Here is a 16,383-nt window from a genome sequence, read left to right on the forward strand (position 1 = left end):
GTCACCCCCCACTCGCATGTGTACGTGGGCGCGTGTTGGTTGCAGAGGCTTTCAAGGAGCCGAGGCCGGAGGGCCGGGGGCAGGGCACGGCGAGGAAGCTGCCGGGCGGGCGACGGCCGACGAAACGGCGCCGGGCTTCCCGAGCGTCAGGCGCCGGGCGTCCGGGCTTCAGGCCGGGGGCCGGACGGGCTACTGGCCGCCCTGCTGCTCGTCCCTGCGGCGCTGCCAGCGCTCTTCGATGCGGTCCATCATGGAGCGCCGCTGCCGGGGCTGATGCCTGCGGCCGGGTGGCGCTGCGGCGCCCGCGGGGGTGGCTGCGGCGCCGGGGGCCTGTTCACCCGGCTTGGGCGCTTTGCGCCAACCAGTGACGGCGAGCACGGCACACCCCAGCATGACGAGGAAACCCACCACGCTCACCCAGATCAGCTGGGCGACCATTCCGGCCATGAGAAGGGCAATGCCCACCAGGAAGCCCGCGACCGCTTGGTAGACCCGCTTCCGGGTGTACGTACGCAGCCCGCTTCCCTCAAGCGCTGTCGCGAACTTGGGATCTTCGGCGTACAGCGCTCGCTCCATCTGCTCGAGCATGCGCTGCTCGTGCTCCGAGAGCGGCACGGAGTCCTCCTCATCGTGCAGTCGCCGGGGCGACCGGGGGGTCCCCTTCAGGATAGGCAGGGAATCGCCCCCGTGAAACCCGCCCCTCTGCGCCAACTTCGCCAAACCGGACCGCCAGGTCGCTCCGGCTCGCTGAAGCCTGCATTCCCCAGCGGCCGGTCCGTCATGCCGGACGGTGTCCCTCGATCATACGGCGCCAGTAGCCCGTTCGGGGGGCCTGTGGCGTACTCCATGTGCGGCTGCGCCGCTGATCAGCGAGCCGGTCCCACTTGTCACACGAACCCCGCGGGTCCGTCGGCGCTCAGACCTCGTCGGCCGCGGCGGGCACGGCGCCCTCTGCCGCCCCGGGCGTCTCACCGAGCACATGCAGTTGCGTGGCCACGGAGTGGAACGCGGACAGCTCGGCGGCGGCGGCCTCCAGCTTGAGCAGGGCCTCCAGGGCGCCCGGCTCGGTGTCCACCAGGACGCCGGGGACCAGGTCGGCGAAGACCCGCACGCCGTGCACGGCGCCGACGCGCAGGCCCGCGCCCTGGACCAGCTCGGTCAGCTGCTCGGCGGTGAAGCGGCGCGGCACCGGGTCGCCCTCGCCCCAGCGCCCGGCCGGGTCGTCGAGCGCGCGATGGGCCTCGCTGAAGTGCCCGGCGAGGGCGCGGGCCAGGACGGCGCCGCCGAGACCAGCGGCGAGCAGGCTCACCACACCGGCGGGACGCAGCGCGCTGACGACGTTCCGCATGCCTTCGGCCGGGTCGTCCACGTACTCCAGGACGCCGTGGCACAGCACCGCGTCGTACCCGCCGCGCTCGACGACGTCGAAGAGGCCGTGCACGTCGCCCTGCACGCCGCGCACGCGGTCGGCCACGCCGGCCTCGGCGGCGCGGCGCTCCAGCGCGAACAGCGCGTTCGGGCTGGGGTCGACGACCGTGACGCGGTGGCCGAGGCGGGCGACGGGCACGGCGAAGTTGCCGCTGCCGCCGCCGGTGTCGAGCACGTCGAGACCACCGCGGCCGCCGCGACCGTCACTGCCGCCGCGGCCGCCGCGACCGTCACTGCCGCCGCGGCCGTCGGGTGCGGTGTCCGGCTCCTGTCCCGTGGTCTTGACCCGGCGGTCCAAGGCGTCCTTCAGGACGTCCCAGACCACGGCGGTACGGAGAGAGGCGCGGGGGCGCATCGGGTCCGACACGGAGTGACTCCTCGGCGCGGCTCCGCCTGATCTGCGGCGGGCTGTTCGGGTGCGGGCGCCCCCAGCCTATTGCCTTCACAGCCATGCCCCGTCACCCGTCCGCCCCGGTCGCGGGCCCGGCCGCGGGCCCGGCCCGGCTCGCGCGCCGGTCCTCGCGCGTCAGCCCGCGTCCGGCGGCTCCTTTCTCGGCTGGGGCAGCACGGGCTGGAGGACGAGCATGCGCTCGACCAGGCGCAGGAACATCGCCACGTCGCGCAGCAGGTCGTCGGCGTCGCGGAGGGTGGCGGCGCCCTGGATGCCCGCCTCGGCGCGGGCCCTGCGGGCGGCGCCGGAGGCGAACAGGGCGCTCCACTCGGTCAGTTCGGGGGCTATTTCCGGGAGCACTTCCCAGGCGCTCCGGATGCGCTGCCTGCGGCGCGGGCTGAGCTCGGGGCGGCCGCGGGCGGCGAGGACCGCGGCGGCGGTGCGCAGGGCGGCGAGGTGGGCGGTGGCATAGCGCTCGTTCGGAGTGTCCAGGTGCGCCGCCTCGTCGAGTCCGGCGCGGGCCTGGGCGAGCAGTTCGAGGGCGGCGGGCGGGGCCGAGGCCCGGCGCAGCACCGGGTGGACGTCGCTCGCGGGACCGGTCAGTGAGGGGGCAGGGCCGAGGGCGCGGCGCCGGCGTGCGGCTGCGGCGTGGGTACTGGCCATGACGAACCTCCTGTCGTCTGTGTGACGGCGCAGTGGCCGTATGTGCCCATCGTGGAGTACGCCACTGACAATCGGCGCTGACCTGCACCTTTGCCTCGATCGGAGGTTCGGGATAGCTTTTGAACTGACCAGTCAGTTCAAAAGATGTCGCGATGCGACACGAGGGGGGACCCGTGGACGGTCCGCACGGCGCCGCCGTCAGCGCGGCGGACTTCGGCCTCAAGGGACCGCGGGGGTGGGCGTTCCGCGGGGTCGGGATCAAGGCGGAGCCCGGCGCGCTGATCGCGGTCGAAGGCCCCTCCGGCTCCGGCCGCACCTGTCTGCTGCTCGCTCTCACGGGACGTATGCGCGCCACCGAGGGCACGGCGTCCGTGGGCCGCTTCCGGCTGCCCAAGCAGCTCGCGGCGGTGCGCCGGATCAGCGCGCTCGGGCCCGTTCCCGGTGTCACCGACCTGGACCCCGCCCTGACCGTCGCCGAGCACCTGCGGGAACGCGCGCTCCTGGAGCGGCGGTTCGAGGGCTCGCTGCGGGCGCTGCTGCGGCCGCGGTCCGAGCGGTCCACCGAGTCCCGGCTGCGCGTCGACACCGCGGTGCGGGCCGCCGGGCTCGACATCGAGGCGCTGCCCAAGGGCTCGCGGACCTCCGTGCGCGATCTGGACCGCCTCGAGGTGCTGCGGCTGTCCGTGGCGCTCGCGCTGATCGGACGCCCCCGGCTCCTGGGCGTGGACGACACCGACCTGAAGCTCTCGGACGCCGAACGGGACGAGGCATGGGCCCTGTTGCGGTCCATCACCGAGCGCGGCACCACCGTCGTGGCGGTGTGCAGCGAGGCCCCTGAGGGGGCGGTCGTCGTGCGCACCGGAGGCAATGAAGCCGCGGCCCCCGAAGAAGGCGAAGTCGCGCCCACCGACGACGAGACCGAAGACGACGAAGACGACGACAAGGAGACGGCGGATGCGGTCGCCGAAGCTCGCCGCGCTTGAGCTCAAGCGTTTCGGCCGGGGCAGGCTGCCCCGTGCGGCCCTGGTGGCGCTCCTGCTGCTGCCCCTGCTGTACGGCGCGCTGTACCTGTGGTCCTTCTGGGATCCGTACGGCCGCCTGGACAAGATCCCCGTGGCCCTGGTGAACGACGACAAGGGCGCCACTGTCGACGGCAAGAAGCTCACGGCGGGCGACGGCATCGTCGAGCGGCTGCGCGACAGCAAGACCTTCGACTGGCACGAGGTGAGCGGCGCCGAGGCCCGCGAGGGCGTCGAGGACGGCACGTACTACCTGTCGCTGACGATGCCGTCGGACTTCAGCAAGCGGGTGGGGTCCAGTTCGGGCGATTCTCCGGAGACGGGCGCCCTGCGGGTCCGTACGAACGACTCCAACAACTACATCGTCGGGCAGATCTCGCGGACGGTCTTCTCCGAGGTGCGCTCCGCCGCGTCCACGAAGGCGTCGCGCAACATGCTCGACAAGATCTTCATCTCGTTCTCCGACATCCACGGCAAGACCCAGAAGGCCGCCAAGGGAGCGGACAGGCTCGAAGACGGCATCGGGAAGGCCAAGAAGGGCTCGAAGCAGCTCGTCGACGGTCTGAAGGACGCCAAGGACGGCAGCGGGGACCTCGCCTCGGGCGTCAAGAAGCTGCACACCGGCGCCGGCGACCTGGAGGACGGTTCACGCCGCGTTGCGGACGGCACCCAGAAGCTGGCCGACCGCGTCAACGGGGAGGCGGCCAAGGTGCGGCCCTACCTGAAGGACAACGGCAAGGTGCTCGGCGACTCCGCGCAGCTCGTCGCCGACTCCTCCCGGGCGGTGCGGCACAACCTGACCACCCTCGTGAAGAAGGCCCCCAAGGCGGCCACGGACGCCAAGAAGGCGTCGGCTGCCCTGAACGCCCTCTACGAAGAGCAGTGCCAAGGGACCACCGACCCCGCCGACCCCGCCGCCTTGTGCCCGAAGCTGAAGAAGGCCAAGGAGGTCGCGGCCGACGTCTCGGTCATCGCCGGGGACGTCGACACCCTCGTCAAGGACCAGAACGGCGACCTGAAGAGCCTCGACACGAATCTAGCCACCCTTCAGAAGAAGGCACAGGGCCTCGCGGACCGCGCCCCGCACCTGGACGAGAACCTGGAGAAGACCGTCCGGGACGTCAACGCGCTCAACAGGGGCGCCGGGAAGGTCGCCACGGGCGCCAAGAAGCTGCACACGGGCCTCGGCACGGCCCAGACCGGCGCCACGGACCTGGACACGGGCGTCGGCAAGCTGAAGACGGGCGCCGACGACCTCGACGGCGGCATGTTCAAACTGGCCGACGGCTCCCAGGAGTTGGCGGGCGGTCTCCACGACGGCGTCAAGAAGATCCCCGACTACGACAAGCGGGACCGCGACCGGCGCACCGACGTCATGGCCGACCCCGTGCAGCTCGCCTCCCAGTCGCTGCACAAGGCGCCCAACTACGGCACCGGCTTCGCCCCGTACTTCATCCCGCTGTCCCTGTGGGTCGGCGCCATGGTGGCGTACATGCTGATCCAGCCGCTCAACCGGCGCGCGCTCGCCGCGGGCGCCCCCGCCTGGCGGATCGCTCTCGCGGGCTGGCTCCCCGTCGCCGCGCTCGGCGTGCTGCAAGTGGGGGCGCTCATGTCGGTCCTGCACTGGCGCCTGGGCCTGCAGATGGAGCGGGCGGCCGGGACGATCGGCTTCCTCCTCCTGGTGACCGGCTGCTTCGCGGCGATCGTGCAGTGGCTGAACGCGCGCTTCGGGGCGGCCGGACGGATCCTCGTCCTCGCCTTCCTGATGCTCCAGCTCACCTCGGCGGGCGGTACGTACCCGGTGCAGACCAGCCCGAAGTTCTTCGAGGCGATCCACCCCTACCTGCCGATGAGTTACGTCGTCGACGCCCTACGGAGGCTCATCACGGGCGGTGGCCTCGGCCCGGTGTGGACGGCGTGCGCGGTCCTGCTCGCGTTCACCGCGGGCGCGCTGGCGCTCACCGCCGTCTCCGCGCGCCGCAAGCAGGTGTGGACTCTGGACCGGCTGCACCCGGAGCTGAGCCTGTGAACGCGCCGGAACCTGTGAAAATCAAGCCCATGGAAAGTAGCGCGAGCAGCACGCGGCGCGAGGCCACCCGGCAGAAGCTCTACGAAGCCGCCGTCACCCTCATCGCGGAACAGGGTTTCTCCGCCACGACAGTTGACGAGATCGCCGAGCGGGCGGGCGTCGCGAAAGGCACGGTCTACTACAACTTCGCCAGCAAATCAGTCCTCTTCGAAGAGCTGCTGCGGCACGGCGTGGGGCTGCTCACCGCCTCCCTGAAGCAGGCCGCGGACGAAGCGGCCCTGGAGGGGGGCCGGCAGGTCGACGCGCTGGACGCGATGATCCGCGCGGGTCTCCTCTTCATCGACCGCTACCCGGCCTTCACCCAGCTCTACGTGGCCGAGCTGTGGCGCACCAACCGCGCCTGGCAGTCCACGCTCATGGTCGTGCGCCAGCAGGCCGTCGCGGTCGTCGAGGACGTCCTCCGCGCGGGCGTGCGGAACGGCGAGCTGAGCGAGGAGATCGACATCCCGCTGACGGCGGCCGCGCTCGTCGGGATGGTCCTGGTGGCGGCGCTCGACTGGCAGGCATTCCAGCCGGAGCGCTCGCTGGACGACGTGCACGCGGCGCTGTCGCGGCTGCTTCAGGGGAGGGTGAGCGGCGGGAGGTAGCGGGCGGCGGCGGGCGGCATCCGATCCGGCCCCCGTTCACCCATTCGCAGTCATCGCGCGGCGCCGGTCCGGTGGTCTGGAATCCCAGGTCACCGGACCGGCGCTTGTTGCATTCCCCCGCGCGACCCCCGTGGTCGTCCCCCGGTCGCCCCCGTTCCTCCCTCCCGCCACGGGCGGGAGGAGCGGCAAGGGCGCCGTCCCGTTCCGCCGCCCCGTGTCGGCGGTGCCGGTACCGCGCCCTTCTCCGTGCCCTCACTCTTCCGTCCCCGCAGGTCGGGGCCCATCCGCGCGCGTACTCATCTCCACCACTAGGTACGGATACTCAGGCGTGGGTGCTCACCCCCAGGCAGGCCGATCCGGATCCGTGCCCGGGCCGGAGCGGCCCCCGCTGGTTACGATCACGTCCGTGTCCGTACTCCCCCTGGTGTTCACCAGTGGCTGGGCCAGCGGGATCAACGCCTACGCGGTGATCCTGCTGCTCGGTGTCTTCGGAGCCACGGGGCTGTCCGACGAGGTCCCCGAGTCGCTGCAGAGCCCCGGCGTGCTGATCACCGCGGGCGTCCTCTTCGCCTGTGAGGCCGTCGCCGACAAGATCCCTTACGTCGATTCGGCGTGGGACGCCGTGCACACCGTCATCCGGCCGGTGTCCGGCGCTGTGGTGGGCGCGCTGCTCGCCGGGCAGAGCGGTTCGCTGCCCGACCTGGCGGCGGGCGCGGTCGGCGGCTCGACGGCCCTCGCGAGCCACGCCGTCAAGGCCGGGACGCGGATGGCGGTCAACACCTCCCCCGAGCCGTTCAGCAACCTCGTCCTGAGCACCGCCGAGGACCTCGGGGTCGGCGGGATCGTCAGCTTCGCGATGTTCCACCCCGAGGCCGCGGCGATCATCGCGGCGGTGCTCCTCGTCGCCGGGCTCGTGCTGCTGCTGTTCCTCGCCCACCGGATCCGGCGGTTCCTGCGGCGCAGGGCGCAGCGCCGGGAGGAACGGCGGCTCGCGGCGGCGGCCGGGCGGCCACCGGACTGAGGCGGCGACCCGAGCGGCGGCCACCGGACCGAGGGCGGGACGGGTACCCACCGGCCTTGTCAGTGGCGGCCGATAAAGTCCCTGGCATGGCACGGATTGTGGTGATCGGCGCCGGGATGGGCGCCATGACGGCCGCCGCCCGGCTGGCCGTCGCGGGCCACCGGGTGGTGGTGCACGAGCGCGCGGCGACGTACGGCGGCGCGCTGCGGCGCGTGGAGCGCGACGGCTTCGGCTTCGACACGGGCCCGGCCGTGCTGCGGCTGCCCGCGGTCTACCGCGATCTGTTCGTGAAGACGGGCAAGCAGCCCTTGGAGGACTGCGTCGAGCTGTCCCAGGTGGAGCCGGCGGTGCGCCACGTCTTCGCGGACGGTACGACGACGGACCTGCCGAACGCCTCGCGCGCGGGCGTCGTCGAGGCCCTGGACACCGCGCTCGGCGCCGACGCGGGCGCCCGCTGGGCGGCGTTCATGAACCGCGCGCGGGATGCCTGGGACCGCACCCGCCGCCCCCTCCTGGAAGAGCCCCTGTGGCCGAACTGGCAGGTGCTCGCCGAGCGCGAGCCCTATCCCTCGGCCGTCCAGAAGCGCCTGCTGCGCCGCGAGCGGCGCGCGGCCACGCTCGCCGAGGTCGCCGAGTTCGAGCTGGGCGGCGAGCCCCGGCTGACCGCGCTCCTGGAGCACTTCGCCCTGACGAGCGGCCTGGACCCGCGCACGGCCCCGGCGAGCGCGGCCGTCCTGCCGTACATGGAGCAGACCTTCGGCACCTGGTTCGCGCGCGGCGGCATGCGGGCCCTCGCGACGGCGGTGTACGAGCGGTGCCTCGCGCGCGGGGTCGAGTTCGCGTTCGAGTCGGCGGTCGTAAGGATCGTGGAGAAGGACGGCCGCGCGGCGGGCGTCGAACTCGCGGACGGGACGGTCGTGGACGCCGACTTCGTGGTGGCCGGTGTCGCCCCGGGCGCGCTGGCCCGGATGCTCTCCGGCACGCCCGTCCACGCCCCCCAGGACGTGCCCCCGCAATCCGGCCTCCCCAGCCGCCTCACGGTTCTGCTGGCCCTGCGCGGCGCCCGCCCTGAGGGCACCCCGCACCGCACGGTGCTGCACACCACCGACCGCGCGGACGAACTCGACAGCGTCTTCGGAGGCTCTGGGGACCCTGGGCGCTCCGGAGGCCATAGGAGCGCCGAGAGCTCCGGCGCGCGCCCCGGCGTGCCCACCATCCCCACCCTCACGGTGCTGCGCCCGGACGACCCCACGGCCACGCCGGACGCGGAGCACGAAGCCGTCACGCTCACCGCCACGGTCCCCGCGGGCACCGACGTCACCGAAACGGACGTGCGGCGGCTGATCGCCCGCGCGGGCACGGTGATTTCCGGCCTCGACGACCGCCTCCTGTGGCACGAGGTCCGCACCCCCGCGGACTTCGCCGAGACCACCGGCGCCGACGGCGGCGCGGTCCCGCCGCCCGCCCTCGCGGCCGACGGCGGGCGGCGGCTGCACCCGGCCAACAGCACGGCGGTGACGGGGCTCTACGCGGTCGGCGGCTGGTCGCACCCCGGCGGCGGACTGCCGCACGCGGGCATGTCCGGCACGCTGGTCGCCGGACTCATCGTGGAGGGACCGGAGTTCCGGGGGTCGCAGTGAGCCCCCGACGCCAGTGAGCCGCCGCCGACGCCCGTGAGGCGCCGCCGACCACTCGGTTCCCCTCCCCCGGCGGCTCAGGGCTCCTGCCGCCGCCTCAATACCGGTACTGCTGCTCCCCGTTGAACCCGGACTCATTGAACCCGGCTCCGTAGCCGAACGCGTCCCCCGGCTGCTGCGGCACCTCGCCCGGGATGGGCGGATAGCCGGGCATCTCGGGCGGGAGCCCGCCCGGCAGATCGCCGCCGTACGGGGGCGCGGCGTCGGTCGTGCGCTGCTGCGGGACCCAGACGCCGCCGGGCGGGGTGTCCTGGTAGCCACCGCCGTACGTGTCGCCCCCGTAGGGCGCGTACGGCTGCGGATCGCCGTAGGTGTCGTAGCCCGGCTGCGCGCCATAGGTCTGCGTGCCGATGTACGGGTCGGAGTAGGCGGCGTACCGCTGCTCACCGGTCTCGCCGTAGGCGAAGTGCAGCGAGTCCTGCTGCTCCTGCGGCACCTGGCCCTGCGGGTCGTACGCGGCGTAGGAGTCGAAGCCGTAGCCGTCACCGGCGGGGGGCGCGGCGTACGCCGCGTCGCTGTAGACGCCGTACTGCCCGGTGTCGTCGGGCATGGGCTCGGGCGCGTACACACCGCCCCCGGTGTCCTCCTGGGCGAGGACGTCCGGCGCGGGCGCGCCGGGCTCGGGCGCCGCCTCGTACTCGAGGTCGGAGACCTGGAGCGACGGCTCCGGGGCCGCGCCGCGGGCGCCCGTGCCCTTGCGGCGCCTGCTCGCGCCGGGCCGGCCGCCGAGCGCCCAGCCCGTGGAGAAGCCGCGCCGGAACGACAGCGTCACATAGGTCTGTCCCGTCGCGAACGCGATCGCGCCCACCGCGATGACCACCACCGACGGCATCAGGACACCGACGACGACGCCGAGGAAGCCGACGAAGGCGAGCAGCCGCCAGCGCAGCCGCGCCTTGTACTGCAGCAGCACCTCGCCGAGCAGCCACAGCGCGACGATGCCGAACGCGATGTAGAGGACCGTCCAGCCCATGTACGCCCCTCTCCCCTGCGGCCGCGGCCCCAGGGGTACGACCGGTCAGACCTGCTGGTGGTGCAGGCCCAGATTTTCGTAGATCTCCAGCGTCGCCGTGGAGTTGTTCAGCGTGATGAAGTGCAGCCCCGGCACTCCCTCGGCGAGCAGTCGCGCGCAGAACTCCGTCGCGAACTCGATGCCAATGGAGCGTACAGCCGCGGGATCGTCTTTGACCGAGAGGATGCGCTCTTTCAGTTCGGGCGGGAAGTCCGCGTTGCTGAGCTGCGGCAATCGCTCCAGCTGGCGCACGTTCGTCACCGGCATGATCTCCGGGATGATCGGCGTCTCGCAGCCGGCCGCCTCGACGCGGTCGCGCAGGCGCAGATATTCCTCCGGGTGGAAGAACATCTGGGTGATCGCGTAGTCGGCGCCCGCGCGGCATTTGTCGACGAAGTTCCGTACGTCGGACTCCCAGTCCGCCGAGCGCGGATGCATCGCCGGGAACGCGGCCACGCCCACGCAGAAGTCGCCCGACTCCTTGATGAGCCGCACCAGTTCGGCGGCGTAGGTCAGGCCCTCGGGGTGTTTGACCCACTCGCCCATCGGGTCGCCGGGCGGATCGCCGCGCAGCGCGAGCATGTTGCGGATCCCGGCGTCCGCGTACTGCCCGATGATGTTGCGCAGTTCGGCGACGGAGTGGTCGACGGCGGTGAGGTGGGCGACGGGCGTGAGGGTCGAGTCGGCGACGATCTGCTGGGTCTCGCGCACCGTGCCCGCGCGCGTGGAGCCGCCGGCGCCGTACGTCACGGAGACGAAGCTGGGCGCGACGGCCTCGACCCTGCGCAGCGAGTTCCAGAGGATCCGCTCGCCCTTGGGGGTCTTCGGCGCCGAGAACTCGAAGGAGTACGTGGTCTTGCCGGTCGCGAGCATGTCACGCACGGTCCGTGCGCGGTCAGTCCTGGTGGAAGCAGTGCCTAGGGCCATACGGGCAGGTTAGCCAGGCTGGGGCGGTCCCCCAACCGCACGTTGGTCATTTGTCCCGTTAGTCGGTTTGTTGTCCACGCATCGGACACCATGGGGGTGTTGCTCAAACGGGTGTACGCATACACGCAGCGTCCTGTCAGACCGTACGCAGCCGCTTGGCGAGGCCCGCGGCGGCGGCGCCCGGGTCGTCCGCCTCGGTGAGGGCGCGGACGACGACCACCCGGCGTGCGCCGGCTTCCAGGACCTCGTCCAGATTGCCCGCGTCGATGCCGCCGATGGCGAACCAGGGGCGCTCGGTGCCGAGCGAGGCCGTGTACCGGACCAGGTCGAGGCCCGGGGCGGGCCGGCCCGGCTTCGTGGGCGTCGGCCAGCACGGGCCGGTGCAGAAGTAGTCCACGCCGTCCTGGACGGCGGCCGCCGCGGCCTCGTGCTCGGCGTGCGTGGAGCGGCCGATCAGGACGTCGTCACCGGAGCCGCCGAGGATGGCGCGGGCCGCGGGCACGGGCAGGTCGCCCTGGCCCAGGTGCAGCACGTCGGCGCCGATGGCGTGGGCCACGTCGGCGCGGTCGTTCACCGCGAGGAGCTTGCCGTGCCGGCGCGCGGCCTCGGCGAAGACCTCCAGGTGCGCCAGCTCCTCCGCGGCCTCCATGCCCTTGTCGCGGAGCTGCACGATGTCGACGCCGCCCGCGAGGACGGCGTCCAGGAACTGCGGGAGGTCCCCCTGGCGCTTGCGGGCGTCCACGCACAGGTAGAGCCGGGCGTCGGCGAGCCGGGCGCGCGCGGACGCGCCCGCCGTGTCGATGGCCGTGGAAGCCATGGAGAAGTCCCCCCGTGTCGGTGGCGTACGGGCCGCGGCGCGGCCCGTACGCCGGACGGTTGTTTCAGGTCAGACGGCGAGCGCCTGCGCGCGGCGCTTCACCTCCGTCCCGCGATTCTCGCTCAGGGCCTGCGCGGGGGTGCCGGGCAGGGTCGGGTCGGGGGTGAAGAGCCACTCGAGCGCTTCTTCGTCGGTGAAACCGTCGTCCCTCAGGAGCGTCAGGGTGCCTGCGAGGCCCTTGACCACCTTGTCGCCGTCGATGAAGGCGGCGGGCACCTGGAGCGCGCGGTTCTCACCGCGGCGCACGGCGATGAGCTGGCCCTCCTTGACCAGCTGTCGCACGCGCGTCACCTCCACACCGAGCATCTCTGCGATGTCGGGGAGGTGCAGCCAGGCGGGGACGAGAGCATCGGTCTTTGCGTCAATCTCGGTCACGGATCAAGCGTGCCATTTCTGGCCGGGGGCCGGAAGCGGGGGTGGGGGCCCGGTGGGCTCCCTGGTGCCCCCCAGGGGTATCGGTGCTCAGGTGGTCCTTGGGGTGGCCGGAACCGGGGCTGTGCCCGCCCGTTCCGCCCTCTGGGCGGACCAGCCGCCCACAGGGGGGCAGCACCGGGCCCACAGGGTGGGGGCAGCACCGGCCCGGTGGCGGCATATCCGCCGCGACGCGGCGGGCCAGGGCGGGCGGGTCAGCCGCCGGACGGCCGCAACGGGTGGGTGGGAAAGGACCCCCGCCGCGAAGCGGCAGGGGGTCAAGGAGCGACGGCGCCCTTCAGGGGGATCGCCGGGTCCGCCGTCAGGGTGGGGTCCAGGCGGACCGCGGAGTCGATCAGCTTGCGGGACTGGGCGAGGTCCCGGGGGCGGCCCACCGCGAGGAGGGCTGAGAGCGCCCCGTCGCGGAGCCAGCACACCGTCCAGGCGGGCGTCGTGGGGTCCCCCCGCCAGATCAGCTCGTCGCCGGGCGCGTGGTGGCCCACATACTGGACGAAGCGCCCGAACTGCTCGGACCAGAAGTACGGGATGGGGTCGTACACCGCCGGGCTCTCGCCGATGATGTTCGCCGCGACCGTACGCGGCCCCTGGATCGCGTTGTCCCAGTGGTGCACGAGCAGCCGCTCCCCGTACCGCCCCGACGGGAAGGACGCGCAGTCGCCGACCGCGTACACATCGGGCGCGGACGTGCGCAGGTGCTCGTCGGCCAGCACCTCGTGGTGGGCGCCGAGCGCGATGCCGGAGCCCACGAGCCACGCCGTCGCGGGCCGGGCGCCGATGCCGACGACGACGGCGCCCGCTGGCAGCCGCGTGCCGTCGTCGAGGAACACCGAGCCGGGCTCGACGCGCTCCACGCGCGCGTGGGTGCGCAGTTCGGCCCCTGCGTCGGCGTACCAGGCCGCCATCGGCGCCGCGACCTCGGCGGGCAGCGCGCCCGCGAGCGGGCGGTCGGCGGCCTCCACCACGGTCACCGAGCAGCCCGCGTCCCGGGCCGCCGTGGTGAACTCGGCGCCGATCCAGCCCGCGCCGACGACCACGACCTCGTGCTGCTCGGCGAGGACCGGCCGCAGCCGCTCGGCGTCGTCGAGCGTGCGCAGCAGGTGCACGCCGGGGACGCCCTCGGAGCCGGGCAGGCGAATCGGTTCGGCACCGGTCGCCAGGACCATGCTGTCGTACCCGACCGGGCCCGCCTCGGTGTCCAGTTCGTGGTCGGCGGGGCGGACCCCGGCGACGTCGAGCCCAAGGCGCAGCTCGATGCCGAGCGCTTCGAAGTCGATGTCCAAGGCGGAGCCCTCCGCCTTGCCGAGCAGCACCGCCTTGGACAGCGGTGGTCGGTCGTACGGCTGATGGGGCTCCGCGCCGATCAGCGTGATCGTGCCCGTGAAGCCCTGCTCGCGCAGCGCCACGGCGGACTGCACCCCGGCCATCCCGGCGCCGACGACCACCACGCGCCGCCCCGCCGCCACCCTCTTCTGCTCGTCGCTCACCCGATCAACTCTAGGACGGCGCCCGCGGCGGCGGACACGACGGGCTTAACTCGCCGCCGGGCGACGGGCTAGGCTGACGGTGCAGAGCACTCGCGGGAGCCCGGACGCACCGGGCTGAGAGGGAGGCTGGGACGGCCTCCGACCGTACGAACCTGATCCGGGTCATGCCGGCGAAGGGAGGGGCTGGACGCCCATGCGTTCCCGTACGGATGCCGATCCGCACGACACGAAACCGACACCGCCGTCCCCAGAAGGCCGGCCGGCAGGTCCGCCTTGTGACGTTCTCGTCGTGGGCGGCGGAGTCATCGGGCTTGTCACCGCGTGGCGGGCCGCGCAGCGGGGCCTCGCCGTCACCGTCGTCGACCCCGAGCCGGGCGGCGGCGCCGCGCAGGTCGCGGCGGGCATGCTCGCCGCCGTCACCGAGCTGCACTACGGCGAGCAGACCCTGCTCGGCCTGAACGTGGCCTCGGCGCGCCGCTATCCGGACTTCGCGGCCGAGCTGACGGAGGCGAGCGACCAGGACATCGGCTACCGCGCGTGCGGCACGCTCGCCGTCGCGCTCGACTCCGACGACCGCGCCCACCTGCGCGATCTGCACGCCCTCCAGGTGCGTTCGGGGCTCACTTCGGAGTGGCTGAACGGCCGCGAGTGCCGGCGTCTTGAGCCGATGCTCGCTCCGGGAGTACGCGGCGGGCTGCGCGTCGACGGCGATCACCAGGTCGACCCGCGCAGGCTCGCCGCCGCCCTCGTCGTGGCGTGCGAGCGGGCCGGGGTGCGGTTCACGCGCGCGTGGGCGCAGGCGCTGTCGGTCGTACGTGACCGGGCCGACGGCGTCGTCCTCGCCGACGGCACCGCGCTCCCGGCCGGACAGACCGTGCTCGCCGGGGGCAGCCTCAGCGGGCGGCTCGCGGGGGTTCCCGAGGAGGTGACCGCGCCGGTCAGGCCCGTGAAGGGGCAGGTGCTGCGGCTCACCGTGCCGGAACAGTACGCGCCGTTCCTGAGCCGCACGGTGCGGGCCGTGGTGCGCGGCAGCCATGTCTATCTGGTGCCGCGGGTCAGCGGCGAGCTCGTCGTCGGCGCGACCAGCGAGGAGCTGGGCTGGGACACGACGGTCACCGCGGGCGGCGTGTACGAGCTGCTGCGCGACGCCCACGAACTCGTACCCGGCATCACGGAGCTGCCGCTCACGGAGACGCGCGCCGGGCTGCGGCCCGGCTCCCCCGACAACGCGCCGCTGCTCGGGCCGACCGCGCTGGCCGGTCTCCACCTCGCCACCGGGCACTTCCGCAACGGCGTCCTCCTGACGCCCGTCACCGGGGACGTCATGGCGCACGCCCTGACCACCGGCGAACTGCCGGACGAGGCGGCCGCGTTCACACCACGCCGCTTCTCCGCCGCCGCCTCCTCCCGCCCGAACTCCTCCAACTCCTCCCCGCACCTCACGGAGCCGTCCGCATGACCACGCCCTTCGCCGTACTCGCCGTCTCCGTCAACGGAGAGGTACGAGACGTGGCCGCCGGGACCACGCTCGACGCCGTCGTCGCCCAACTGACCGCCGCGCCCGCCGGAGTCGCCGCCGCGCTCAACGAAACCGTCGTCCCGCGCGCGGAGTGGGCCGCCACCGCGCTGCGCGACGGCGACCGCGTGGAAGTCCTCACCGCCGTCCAGGGAGGCTGACGCAGATGGCAGACGACCCCTTCGTCATCGGCGGCCTCACGCTGTCGTCGCGACTGATCATGGGTACGGGCGGTGCGCCCAGCCTGGACGTCCTCGAACGGTCCCTCGTCGCCTCCGGTACGGAGCTGACCACCGTCGCGATGCGGCGGCTCGACCCCGGCGTACGGGGGTCCGTGCTGTCCGTCCTGGAGCGGCTGGGCATCCGGGTGCTGCCGAACACGGCCGGGTGCTTCACGGCGGGCGAGGCGGTGCTGACCGCGCGGCTCGCCCGCGAGGCGCTGGGTACGGACCTGATCAAGCTGGAAGTCATCGCGGACGAGCGCACCCTGCTGCCCGATCCGGTGGAACTCCTGGACGCCGCCGAAACCCTCGTGGACGACGGCTTCACGGTCCTGCCGTACACCAACGACGACCCCGTGCTCGCCCGGAAGCTGGAGGACGTGGGCTGCGCGGCCGTCATGCCGCTCGGCTCACCCATCGGCTCCGGGCTCGGCATCCGCAACCCGCACAACTTCCAGCTCATCGTGGAGCACGCGCGCGTGCCGGTGATCCTGGACGCCGGCGCCGGCACCGCGTCGGACGCCGCGCTGGCCATGGAGCTGGGCTGCGCCGGCGTGATGCTCGCGTCGGCCGTGACGCGGGCGCAGGAGCCGGTGCTCATGGCCGAGGCGATGCGCCACGGAGTCCTGGCGGGGCGCCTCGCCTGCCTGGGCGGCCGCATCCCCCGCCGCCACTTCGCCGAGGCGTCGTCCCCCACGGCGGGGCGGGCGACCCTCGACCCGGAACGCCCCGCGTTCTGACCCCACGCCCACCCGTGCCTGTGGACCCCGGGGTGAACCCGACGGGGCACCGCGGGGCGGCAACCGTCTCGCCGCTGCGCGGCGATTCTTCCCACCCGCCCGCCCGAACCGCTGGGCCCCGGGGTGAACGCGGGGGTGCCACCGTGGGGTGAGCGGGTGCAGGCCCACAGGCGAGCAAGCCGGAAACCGACCGCGCATCTGGGGTGCGCCGGGGACGAGGGCCACGGGCGGGCGGGTGGGAAACCCGCCGCGCAGCGGCGGGAAACGGCTGGCGCGCCC

Annotated in this window: 16 protein-coding genes and 1 riboswitch; of the genes, 8 read left to right on the forward strand and 8 right to left on the reverse strand. The window is 73.4% G+C overall.

Annotated elements, in window-relative coordinates:
* Positions 1 to 189 precede the first annotated feature (189 nt).
* The 3 genes from STRAU_RS07480 to STRAU_RS07490 form a co-directional block, all read right to left on the reverse strand.
* Complete coding sequence (locus STRAU_RS07480) at positions 190 to 615, reverse strand: DUF3040 domain-containing protein (protein WP_016639649.1); 426 nt, start codon at positions 613 to 615, stop codon at positions 190 to 192.
* Between the two features lie 301 nt (positions 616 to 916).
* Positions 917 to 1,795 carry a methyltransferase gene (locus STRAU_RS07485; RefSeq protein WP_037658022.1) on the reverse strand — a complete coding sequence of 293 codons (879 nt, stop codon included), beginning with the start codon at positions 1,793 to 1,795 and terminating at the stop codon, positions 917 to 919.
* Between the two features lie 159 nt (positions 1,796 to 1,954).
* The gene (locus STRAU_RS07490; RefSeq protein ID WP_037658024.1) at positions 1,955 to 2,482 is read right to left on the reverse strand and encodes an SAV_6107 family HEPN domain-containing protein; all 528 of its coding nucleotides are present in this window, start codon (positions 2,480 to 2,482) and stop codon (positions 1,955 to 1,957) included.
* A 173-nt stretch (positions 2,483 to 2,655) separates the two neighbouring features.
* Between STRAU_RS07490 and STRAU_RS07495 the strand changes: the two genes are divergently transcribed.
* From STRAU_RS07495 to STRAU_RS07515, 5 genes are all read left to right on the forward strand, one after another.
* The gene (locus STRAU_RS07495; RefSeq protein WP_016639652.1) at positions 2,656 to 3,465 is read left to right on the forward strand and encodes an ATP-binding cassette domain-containing protein; all 810 of its coding nucleotides are present in this window, start codon (positions 2,656 to 2,658) and stop codon (positions 3,463 to 3,465) included.
* Entirely contained in the window at positions 3,437 to 5,530 is a 2,094-nt protein-coding gene (locus tag STRAU_RS07500) for a YhgE/Pip domain-containing protein (RefSeq protein WP_016639653.1), read from the forward strand. Before STRAU_RS07495 ends, STRAU_RS07500 begins: the two co-directional genes overlap by 29 nt.
* A 29-nt stretch (positions 5,531 to 5,559) precedes the next feature.
* Positions 5,560 to 6,177, forward strand: a complete 618-nt coding sequence (locus tag STRAU_RS07505; protein ID WP_037658026.1) for a TetR/AcrR family transcriptional regulator — start codon at positions 5,560 to 5,562, stop codon at positions 6,175 to 6,177.
* A 406-nt stretch (positions 6,178 to 6,583) separates the two neighbouring features.
* Positions 6,584 to 7,198 (forward strand): DUF4126 domain-containing protein, encoded by a 615-nt coding sequence (locus STRAU_RS07510; protein WP_016639655.1) that lies wholly within the window; start codon positions 6,584 to 6,586, stop codon positions 7,196 to 7,198.
* Between the two features lie 86 nt (positions 7,199 to 7,284).
* Entirely contained in the window at positions 7,285 to 8,838 is a 1,554-nt protein-coding gene (locus STRAU_RS07515) for a phytoene desaturase family protein (RefSeq protein ID WP_016639656.1), read from the forward strand.
* 94 nt (positions 8,839 to 8,932) lie between these two features.
* On the opposite strand, the gene STRAU_RS07520 is transcribed toward STRAU_RS07515, so the two are convergent.
* The 5 genes from STRAU_RS07520 to STRAU_RS07540 form a co-directional block, all read right to left on the reverse strand.
* Positions 8,933 to 9,868: a hypothetical protein gene (locus STRAU_RS07520; protein ID WP_016639657.1), complete on the reverse strand. Its 936-nt coding sequence runs from the start codon at positions 9,866 to 9,868 to the stop codon at positions 8,933 to 8,935.
* 45 nt (positions 9,869 to 9,913) lie between these two features.
* The gene (gene metF, locus STRAU_RS07525; RefSeq protein ID WP_037658028.1) at positions 9,914 to 10,834 is read right to left on the reverse strand and encodes a methylenetetrahydrofolate reductase [NAD(P)H]; all 921 of its coding nucleotides are present in this window, start codon (positions 10,832 to 10,834) and stop codon (positions 9,914 to 9,916) included.
* A 136-nt stretch (positions 10,835 to 10,970) separates the two neighbouring features.
* Positions 10,971 to 11,651 carry a thiamine phosphate synthase gene (gene thiE, locus STRAU_RS07530; RefSeq protein ID WP_016639659.1) on the reverse strand — a complete coding sequence of 227 codons (681 nt, stop codon included), beginning with the start codon at positions 11,649 to 11,651 and terminating at the stop codon, positions 10,971 to 10,973.
* Between the two features lie 69 nt (positions 11,652 to 11,720).
* Complete coding sequence (locus tag STRAU_RS07535) at positions 11,721 to 12,086, reverse strand: Rv2175c family DNA-binding protein (RefSeq protein WP_016639660.1); 366 nt, start codon at positions 12,084 to 12,086, stop codon at positions 11,721 to 11,723.
* Positions 12,087 to 12,400: 314 nt separating this feature from the next.
* Positions 12,401 to 13,567 carry an NAD(P)/FAD-dependent oxidoreductase gene (locus STRAU_RS07540; protein WP_106967837.1) on the reverse strand — a complete coding sequence of 389 codons (1,167 nt, stop codon included), beginning with the start codon at positions 13,565 to 13,567 and terminating at the stop codon, positions 12,401 to 12,403.
* Between the two features lie 142 nt (positions 13,568 to 13,709).
* Positions 13,710 to 13,823, forward strand: a riboswitch (TPP riboswitch).
* Here STRAU_RS07540 and thiO point away from each other — a divergent pair.
* The 3 genes from thiO to STRAU_RS07555 all read left to right on the forward strand — a co-directional run bounded on the left by thiO (position 13,821) and on the right by STRAU_RS07555 (position 16,104).
* Positions 13,821 to 15,086 carry a glycine oxidase ThiO gene (gene thiO / locus STRAU_RS07545; protein WP_078621009.1) on the forward strand — a complete coding sequence of 422 codons (1,266 nt, stop codon included), beginning with the start codon at positions 13,821 to 13,823 and terminating at the stop codon, positions 15,084 to 15,086. (Overlaps the previous riboswitch by 3 nt.)
* Entirely contained in the window at positions 15,083 to 15,304 is a 222-nt protein-coding gene (gene thiS / locus STRAU_RS07550) for a sulfur carrier protein ThiS (protein ID WP_016639663.1), read from the forward strand. Before thiO ends, thiS begins: the two co-directional genes overlap by 4 nt.
* A gap of 5 nt (positions 15,305 to 15,309) precedes the next feature.
* Complete coding sequence (locus STRAU_RS07555) at positions 15,310 to 16,104, forward strand: thiazole synthase (RefSeq protein WP_016639664.1); 795 nt, start codon at positions 15,310 to 15,312, stop codon at positions 16,102 to 16,104.
* Positions 16,105 to 16,383 lie beyond the last annotated feature (279 nt).

The sequence above is a fragment of the Streptomyces aurantiacus JA 4570 genome, from assembly GCF_000414115.1.
Classification (GTDB): Bacteria; Actinomycetota; Actinomycetes; order Streptomycetales; family Streptomycetaceae; genus Streptomyces; species Streptomyces aurantiacus_A.

What these genes read in the sequence shown, in the direction of transcription:
- STRAU_RS07490 (WP_037658024.1), bottom strand. Translation starts at nt 2,482, where the DNA reads ATGGCCAGTACCCACGCCGCAGCCGCACGCCGGCGCCGCGCCCTCGGC.
- STRAU_RS07500 (WP_016639653.1), top strand. Translation starts at nt 3,437, where the DNA reads ATGCGGTCGCCGAAGCTCGCCGCGCTTGAGCTCAAGCGTTTCGGCCGG.
- STRAU_RS07505 (WP_037658026.1), top strand. Translation starts at nt 5,560, where the DNA reads ATGGAAAGTAGCGCGAGCAGCACGCGGCGCGAGGCCACCCGGCAGAAG.
- STRAU_RS07515 (WP_016639656.1), top strand. Translation starts at nt 7,285, where the DNA reads ATGGCACGGATTGTGGTGATCGGCGCCGGGATGGGCGCCATGACGGCC.
- STRAU_RS07520 (WP_016639657.1), bottom strand. Translation starts at nt 9,868, where the DNA reads ATGGGCTGGACGGTCCTCTACATCGCGTTCGGCATCGTCGCGCTGTGG.
- metF (WP_037658028.1), bottom strand. Translation starts at nt 10,834, where the DNA reads ATGGCCCTAGGCACTGCTTCCACCAGGACTGACCGCGCACGGACCGTG.
- thiE (WP_016639659.1), bottom strand. Translation starts at nt 11,651, where the DNA reads ATGGCTTCCACGGCCATCGACACGGCGGGCGCGTCCGCGCGCGCCCGG.
- STRAU_RS07540 (WP_106967837.1), bottom strand. Translation starts at nt 13,567, where the DNA reads ATGGCCGGGGTGCAGTCCGCCGTGGCGCTGCGCGAGCAGGGCTTCACG.
- thiO (WP_078621009.1), top strand. Translation starts at nt 13,821, where the DNA reads ATGCGTTCCCGTACGGATGCCGATCCGCACGACACGAAACCGACACCG.
- thiS (WP_016639663.1), top strand. Translation starts at nt 15,083, where the DNA reads ATGACCACGCCCTTCGCCGTACTCGCCGTCTCCGTCAACGGAGAGGTA.
- STRAU_RS07555 (WP_016639664.1), top strand. Translation starts at nt 15,310, where the DNA reads ATGGCAGACGACCCCTTCGTCATCGGCGGCCTCACGCTGTCGTCGCGA.